The 8,823-nt window shown below is 40.7% G+C and carries 2 protein-coding genes and 1 pseudogene; all 3 read left to right on the forward strand.

Translation table 11 applies throughout. The features are described from left to right. Nucleotides 1-57: 57 nt before the first annotated feature. On the forward strand, nt 58-1,077 hold the full coding sequence (gene pfkA / locus AX662_RS02145) for a 6-phosphofructokinase (protein ID WP_060971496.1): 1,020 nt from the start codon (nt 58-60) through the stop codon (nt 1,075-1,077). A 70-nt stretch (nt 1,078-1,147) separates the two neighbouring features. Beyond that, complete coding sequence (pyk, locus tag AX662_RS02150) at nt 1,148-2,650, forward strand: pyruvate kinase (RefSeq protein ID WP_060971497.1); 1,503 nt, start codon at nt 1,148-1,150, stop codon at nt 2,648-2,650. A gap of 739 nt (nt 2,651-3,389) precedes the next feature. Beyond that, nucleotides 3,390-8,823, forward strand: a pseudogene (locus AX662_RS02155) (CshA/CshB family fibrillar adhesin-related protein); the annotation flags it as partial.

The following is an 8,823-nucleotide window of genomic DNA, read 5'->3' on the forward strand; positions in this document are numbered from 1 at the left end:
TAGAATTCTTTGTGTTATAATGAAAATGTTAAATATATAAAAGGAGTATCAGGAATAATGAAACGTATTGCTGTTTTGACTAGTGGTGGAGACGCCCCTGGTATGAACGCTGCCGCTCGTGCAGTTGTTCTCAAAGCAATTTCTGAAGGAATTGAAGTATTCGGCATTAACCGTGGATACGCTGGTATGGTTGAAGGAGATATCTTCCAACTTGATGCCAAAGGCGTAGACAACATCCTAAGCCGTGGTGGTACTTTCCTTCAGTCTGCTCGCTACCCTGAGTTTGCCCAACTTGAGGGTCAACTTAAAGGTATTGAGCAACTTAAAAAACATGGAATCGAAGGTGTAGTAGTTATTGGTGGAGATGGTTCTTACCATGGTGCTATGCGTTTGACTGAACATGGTTTCCCAGCTGTTGGTCTTCCAGGAACTATCGATAACGATATCGTTGGTACAGACTACACAATTGGTTTTGATACTGCTGTTGCAACTGCAACAGAAGCTATCGATAAGATTCAAGACACTGCTTTCAGTCACGGACGTACTTTTGTCGTTGAAGTTATGGGACGTAACGCTGGTGATATCGCTCTTTGGGCTGGTATTGCTTCTGGTGCAGACCAAATTATCGTACCTGAAGAAGAGTACGACATCAACGAAGTTGTCCGTAAAGTTAAAGAAGGTTACGAATCAGGTGCTAAAACTCACCACGTAATCGTACTTGCTGAAGGTGTTATGGGTGCTGAAGAATTTGCAGCGAAAATGAAAGAAGCTGGCGATACTTCAGATCTTCGTGCAACAAACATTGGACACGTGGTTCGTGGTGGTTCACCAACTGCGCGTGACCGTGTTCTTGCTTCATGGATGGGTGCTCATGCGGTTGACCTCCTTAAACAAGGTATTGGTGGTGTAGCTGTTGGTATCCACAATGAAGAGCTTGTTGAAAGCCCAATCCTTGGTACAGCAGAAGAAGGCGCTTTGTTCAGTCTTACTGAAGACGGTAAAATTATCGTTAACAATCCACACAAAGCTCGTCTTGACTTTGCAGACCTTAACCGTTCATTGGCTAACTTGAGCTAATCTTGGTTATTTAAATTATTGTTAATCCGTCGCTAGGGCGACAAAAAATATAAGGGAGTTTTTATTTATCATGAATAAACGCGTAAAAATCGTTGCAACACTTGGTCCTGCGGTTGAAATCCGTGGTGGCAAAAAATTTGGTGAAGATGGTTACTGGGGTGAAAAACTTGACCGTGAAGCATCTGCTAAAAACATTGCTCAATTGATCAAGGAAGGTGCCAACGTTTTCCGTTTCAACTTCTCACATGGTGACCACGCTGAACAAGGTGAACGTATGGATGTCGTTCGTATGGCAGAAGACCTTGCTGGTCAAAAAGTAGGTTTCCTTCTTGATACAAAAGGACCTGAAATCCGTACTGAATTGTTCGAAGGTGATGCTAAAGAGTATGCATACAAAACTGGTGAACAAATTCGTGTTGCTACTAAACAAGGTATCAAATCAACTCGCGACGTTATCGCTTTGAACGTTGCAGGTGCACTTGACGTTTTTGACGATGTAGAAGTTGGTAAACAAGTTCTTATCGATGATGGTAAACTTGGTCTTCGTGTTGTAGACAAAGATGCTGAAAAACGTGAATTCATCGTTGAAGTTGAAAATGATGGTATCATCGCTAAACAAAAAGGTGTAAACATCCCTTACACTAAAATTCCTTTCCCAGCACTTGCTGAACGTGATAACGCTGATATCCGTTTTGGTCTTGAACAAGGTCTTAACTTTATCGCTATCTCATTCGTACGTACTGCAAAAGACGTACAAGAAGTTCGTGCTATCTGTGAAGAAACTGGTAACGGTCACGTTCAATTGTTGGCTAAAATCGAAAACCAACAAGGTATCGATAACATTGATGAAATCATCGAAGCTGCTGACGGTATCATGATCGCTCGTGGTGACATGGGTATCGAAGTACCATTCGAAATGGTTCCAGTTTACCAAAAAATGATCATCACAAAAGTAAACGCTGCTGGTAAAGTTGTTGTTACAGCTACTAACATGCTTGAAACAATGACAGATAAACCACGTGCAACTCGTTCTGAAGTATCTGACGTATTCAACGCAGTTATCGATGGTACAGATGCTACAATGCTTTCTGGTGAATCTGCAAATGGTAAATACCCAGTTGAATCAGTTCGTACAATGGCTACAATTGATAAAAACGCTCAAACTCTTCTTAAAGAGTATGGTCGTCTTGATTCATCAACATTTGACCGTTCAACTAAGACTGAAGTAGTTGCGTCTGCAGTTAAAGATGCTACTAACTCAATGGATATCAAACTTGTTGTTGCTCTTACTGAATCAGGTAACACTGCTCGTTTGATTTCTAAATACCGTCCAGAAGCTGATATCTTGGCTGTAACATTCGATGAAATTACTCAAAAATCATTGATGCTTAACTGGGGTGTTATTCCAGTAGTTACTGAAAAACCAAGCTCAACTGATGATATGTTTGATGTTGCTGAAAAAGTTGCATTGGAATCAGGTCTTGTAGAATCTGGTGATAACATTGTTATCGTTGCTGGTGTTCCAGTAGGTACAGGTGGTACAAACACTATGCGTATCCGCACAGTAAAATAATTTAAGTAGAACTTAAATTGAAAGAAGATCTTTGGATCTTCTTTTTTTGGCTCTATAATCGATTTAGTAGGTTAAACTATTGAAGAGATTATAGAGCTTTTTTCGTAGGTAGGTAAATCAATTGGATAATAATAACAAGTGAAGAATATCATATTTATTCCAAATGGTTTAAAGCAAGATGGCTGATTTGGTTTGTATTTACAACAGATTTAGTTCTAAGTGTCATATGACTTAGAAGGTATTTAGAGAAGAGGTAAATTATCTTTTCAAAGAAATTTTACTTTTCTTGAAAACAAAAGGAAAAAAATGTCGTTAAATAGGCTTCTAAACTATAGTTAAGATGGTTATAAGCAATATTTTTTAGAAGGACTGGGTAGATAACCAACCATTTTTATTTCAATAATGACTTACTAATTTAAAAGTTCTAATGAATTATTAATTCTGAAAATCGATTTTTGAAAAAAATGAAATCATAAGTTTCTTTTTACTGACAATTCTAAAAGTAAATAATTATAAAATTATTAATTGAAATGTTTATAAAAATAGTGATATCTATAATCATTCTACTGTTTACATGATTATTTTTAAGTGAACCTTATAAAAAAATTGAAAATAAGAGCATTTCTTTTCACAAATATTAGGAATTTTGTTAAAATATTTAACGATTAGTATTTTTAAATACTTTTAATCTCATTGAGGGGTGAGATACTTAATAGTATAAGTGTGGAGGATTACCAAAGTGGGTAAAGATTTATTTAATGATCGTATAAGTCGATTTTCGATTCGTAAGCTGAATGTAGGGGTTTGCTCCGTTCTTCTTGGAACTCTGGTTATGGTTGGTACTGCTAGTCAAGTATCTGCCGATGAAACAGCTAACCAAGTCCAAGCAGGAGATGTAGCTAGCACTACTGCTACAGTGAGTGATGAGACATCTTCTCAGAATGCTGTTGCTGCTCAAGCTTCAACGGAAGTCGCAAATATTTTATCTAGTACTGAGACTAATAGTCAGTCTCAAACTGTTTCAAATGCTAGCGCAGCTACCTCTGAAACGTCTACAACACAAGCTTCTAGTGAGACAACATCTCAAGCAGCTACATCAACGTCAGCAACTACTGCAGCATCTACCACTAGTGTTGCTGGCTCTACAAGTGTAGGCAATACTACGGGAGTTTCGACAACAGCCTCTGTTACATCAGCATCATCTGAGACACCTGCTTCAGAAACAGCATCTGAAGTACAAGGTGTGGACGTTCAAGCAGAAGCTTCTACAACGAATGCTCTTTCAAGTGGTGCCGAAGCGTCTGCTGTAGTGCAACCTGTTGTAACAGCAGAAACTTCTGGTCGACGTCGTTCACGTCGTGCAATAGGTGACCCTAATGACGAAAGCTTGATTGGGGATGATGTTGAAGATGCAACTTCAACTCCAAAAGTTGAAAAACCTGGCTTTACAACAAATGTTGATGCCAAATCTATGGCTAGCTAAATCTCATGGTTGGACTTTGGAGATGTAGCTAACTGGACAGGAACTACTACAGTATTAGTTCCTAAAAGTGAAGTTAAACCAACTGAGAACTTAGAAGAAAAATTGGCTCTTCAAGTTGGGTCTACCTATACCAAGGAAATCATGCCTGGTTATGTAGTTACTGTAAAAGTCAAATCCTTGAAACCTTTCCAAGCGACTGAAATCTATAAGAAACGGATGGAAAATCAAGGGGCTACAGAAGCTGAAAAAGCAACCTATGATCCAAATGCAAAAAATGGTTATGTAAGTGGAGTCACTTCAAATGCTGCTAAGCAAGCTTTTAACAATGGTGAAGAAGCCAAAATCGTCGCTGATGCCCAAAATAATTGGACTGAAATCAGATTTGAGAATATTGATACGAAAACCAAGAAGACTACCATAAGTTCAGCTTTGAATGGTGGAAATATTGGAGTTCAGTTTGAAATCTCTGCAACCTTCCGTGGCAAGACAGTTAAGCCAGCTATTGTTATGGCTGATGGGGAGTCTGCTAACCCAGGTGAATTAGTTATGTTTACTACCAATGGAGAAGGTTGGCAGCATATTGGAGAATGGAAAAAGTTTACCAGACCAAAAACTTCTGTAACTTATGAACCACAAGATACTGAAAATCTTTTTGGACCTAATCCTAAATTTAATAATACCAACTTAAACCAACTTCGTAGATCTACTGAAGTTGGACCAGAAAAGAAACCAGTAGCTTGGAAGTATTTTGGAAATCCTGACCAAGTTACGGGTGGTCTAGGAACCGGTATATTTGGACCTAACATTTCTGAAGGAAATAGAACAGTTCCAATTGTGATGACGCGTGGTGCCTCTGAAGTTGGACTTTATGTCGCTTCAGGTGGTAAACAGTCAGCAATGCTAGGATTCTTCCCAATTGATGAAGGGGACGCTCCTGAGTCATACGGTAAGGCGATGCATACCATTGCAACTGTAGACGGTGTCACTGGTGCCAAAGTAAATCAACCATACCTTGGTAACGTCAGCCCTGATATGGATGAGAATACTGTTCTTGACTGGTTCGGTGATGATAACGCAACTACGGCCGATGAAGGGATTGATCAAATCTTACCAGATGACCTTAAGGGTTCAACAAATGAAATGATTAAGATGGACCGAACTCGTCCTGGTAATTACACCTTAACAGTTCAAGCTCATACGGATGGTGCTGATAAAGCCTATCTCTATGCTTGGGTTGACTTTAACCAAAATGGTAAATTTGATGATAATGAGCGCTCTGAACTTGGTACAATTACAAAAGATGGTAATGTTGAGCTGAAGTTCAATAATGCTCCTGCTCTTGTTGATCCAAGTGTGAAAGAACTAGGTGTTCGTGTTCGTATTGCCAAGAATGCTAAAGAAATTGAAAGCCCAACTGGTATGGCTCTTTCAGGTGAGGTGGAAGACTTCTTGACGCAGGTTACCTTCCCACCAAAAGGGGAACGTAAGGAAACAACAGGCGTTCAAGGTGCTAAACAAACTGCCACTGTAGCCTTCACGGCTCAAGGTATGTCTAAATACAGCCGTACTGAAAATGCCGTTATCGATGAATCCGTTGCTCCGGTTATGATTGACAACAAAACGAAACAAGTTGTTACTCCAGGAGCAGATGGTTATTATGCTGTCGCGGGTCAAGGAAAATACAAGATCACTGCCAAAGGTACAGATGTTGATGTTGAGTTTATTCCTGAAGATAACTTTGTAGGAACAGCAGATGGTATTTCAATCCGTCGTACGGATAACAACGGCTATACAACTGATTGGCTTTCAAAAGACAAAGTTGCACTTCCTTCTATTAATGAAGTCTTGGATAACATGGATGGTCTATACATTCCAACTGTTACTCCGAAGGAACTTGAAGGGGAAGACAAGACATCTACGGATGTTCAAGGAGCTAGTCAAACTGGTACGCCAGAATTCGCTATTGAAGGAACAAACAGTAATGGTGATAAAGTTAAAATCACACCTGATTTTGATTATCCGGCTAAGTTTGTCGATCCAACGACTGGAAATGTCATCAATGATCCTGTTTTGACTGTAGAAGGAGAAGGAATCTACTATCTAGACGAGTTGACTGGTAAGGTTACCTTTGTACCAGAGCCAGGATTTACTGGAACTGCCAAGGGTGTAACAGTTTCTCTTACGGCTCCTGTTGGTCGCGACAAAGATGGTAGAGTGCCAGATAATGCTCTTAAGACTGCAACTGCTAAGTACACACCAACTGTCACACCAATCACCGTGACTCCTACAGATAAGGTTTCTGCAGATGTTCAAAACGTTCCTCAAACACAAACACCAACCTTTGATTTGAGTAACGACAAGACTGCGAAAATTACAAGTAAAAAATTGGTAGATCCAGCAACAGGTCAACCTACTGATGAAACTACAGTGAATGTAGCAGGTGAAGGTAGCTATACAATCGATCCAACAACTGGGGCGGTAACTTTCACTCCAGAAAAAGACTTTGTTGGTACTGCTAAAGGTGTGACCGTTCAGGCAACTGCTACGATTACAAATGCCAACGGCGAGACAACAACCATCACTTCAGATGCAAGTTACACACCAACAGTAGTAGCTGCTGTTCCAACTGCAAGCCCTGCAACTTCTAAAGATGTTCAAGGTGCAACACAAACAGGAACACCAACATTTGCAGGAACTACTGTCCAAGTAAATGGTGAAGATAAAGCTATTACGATCAAAGATAATAGCTACACGCTTTTGGATAATGACGGTAACGAAGTTTCAAGCACACCAGCTTATGCAGCAGATGGTACAACTGAAATCGGTATTTTCTCAATTGACCCAGCAACTGGCCAAGTAACCTTCACACCGACTGATAAATCATACACTGGTGCGGTAACTCCAGCCAAGGTTCAAGCGGAAAGTTCAAACGGTATTAAAGTTGATACAACTTACACACCAGAAATCGTTCCAGTAACTCCAACAGCAACACCAGCTGAAACCACTGACATTCAAGGTGCTACTCAAAAAGGTAAACCTGAATTCAAGGGCGGAACTGTAACAGTTGATGGTGTTGAGAAGACTGTTGAAATCAATGAAGCTGTTCCAGCAACCTTCGATGATGGCTCAACAACTAAGACAGTAGAAGGTGTTGGTACTTACACAGTAGCAGCAGACGGAACAGTTACATTTGTACCAGAAAAATCATTCGTCGGAACTGCACCAGCTGTAACTGTTGTTCGCGAAGATAAGAACGGAACAAAAGCTTCAGCAACCTACACACCAACAGTAACACCTGTAACACCAACAGCAACACCGGCAGAAACTACAGACATTCAAGGTGCTACTCAAACAGGTAAGCCTGAATTCACTGCAGGTGATAGCCGTGTGCCAATGAATGATGACGTTCCAGCAACCTTTGATGATGGCTCAACAACTAAGACAGTAAATGGCGTTGGTACCTACACAGTAGCAGCGGACGGAACAGTTACCTTTGTTCCAGAACCAAGTTTTACAGGAACAGCACCAGCGGTTACAGTCGTTCGTGAAGACATGAACGGAACAAAAGCTTCAGCGACTTACACACCAACAGTAACACCAATTACAGTGACTCCTACAGACAAGGTTTCTGCGGATATTCAAAACGTTCCTCAAACCCAAACACCAACCTTTGATTTGAGTAATGATAAGACTGCTGAAATCACAAGCAAGAAATTGGTGGATCCCGCAACTGGTCAACCAACTGATGAAACAACAGTGATAGTAGCAGGTGAAGGTAGCTATACTATCGACCCAACGACTGGAGCAGTAACATTTACGCCAGAAAAAGACTTTGTTGGTACTGCAAAAGGAGTAACTGTTCAGGCAACTGCTACTATTACAAATGCTAACGGTAAGACTGCAACAATTACATCCGATGCAACCTACACACCAACAGTTGTAGCGGCTGTTCCAACAGCTCAACCAGCTACATCTAAAGATATCCAAGGTGCCACTCAAACAGGCACACCAACCTTCGCAGGAACAACTGTTCAAGTGAATGGTGAAGATAAAGCTATTACGATCAAAGATAATAGCTACACCCTTTTGGATAATGATGGCAATGAAGTGACAAGTACACCAGCTTATGCTGCTGATGGTACAACTGAAATCGGTACTTACTCTATCGATTCAGCTACTGGTCAAGTCACTTTCACACCGACTGATAAATCATACACAGGTGTAGTAACACCGGCCAAGGTTCAAGCTGAAAGCTCAAACGGTATCAAGGTGGACACAACTTACACGCCTGAAATCGTACCGGTAACACCGACAGCAACACCAGCTGAAACAGAAGATATCCAAGGTGCTACTCAAACTGGTAAACCTGAATTCAAGGGTGGAACAGTAACCGTTGATGGTGTTGAGAAAACAGTAGCTATCAATGAAGATGTTCCAGCAACATTTGATGATGGTTCAACGACTAAGACAGTTGATGGAGTTGGTACTTACACAGTAGCAGCCGACGGTACGGTGACATTTGTTCCTGAGAAATCATTTGTCGGAACTGCACCGGCTGTAACGGTTGTTCGTGAAGACAAGAACGGAACCAAAGCCTCTGCGACTTACACCCCAACAGTAACACCAGTTACACCGACAGCGACACCAGTTGAAACAACAGGTAAACAAGGTCAAACCCAAACAGGTAAGC

This window comes from Streptococcus sp. CCH5-D3, assembly GCF_001556435.1.
GTDB lineage: Bacteria > Bacillota > Bacilli > Lactobacillales > Streptococcaceae > Streptococcus.

Excerpts from the sequence above, each read along its gene's own strand:
- pfkA (WP_060971496.1), top strand. The coding sequence starts at position 58 with ATGAAACGTATTGCTGTTTTGACTAGTGGTGGAGACGCCCCTGGTATG.
- pyk (WP_060971497.1), top strand. The coding sequence starts at position 1,148 with ATGAATAAACGCGTAAAAATCGTTGCAACACTTGGTCCTGCGGTTGAA.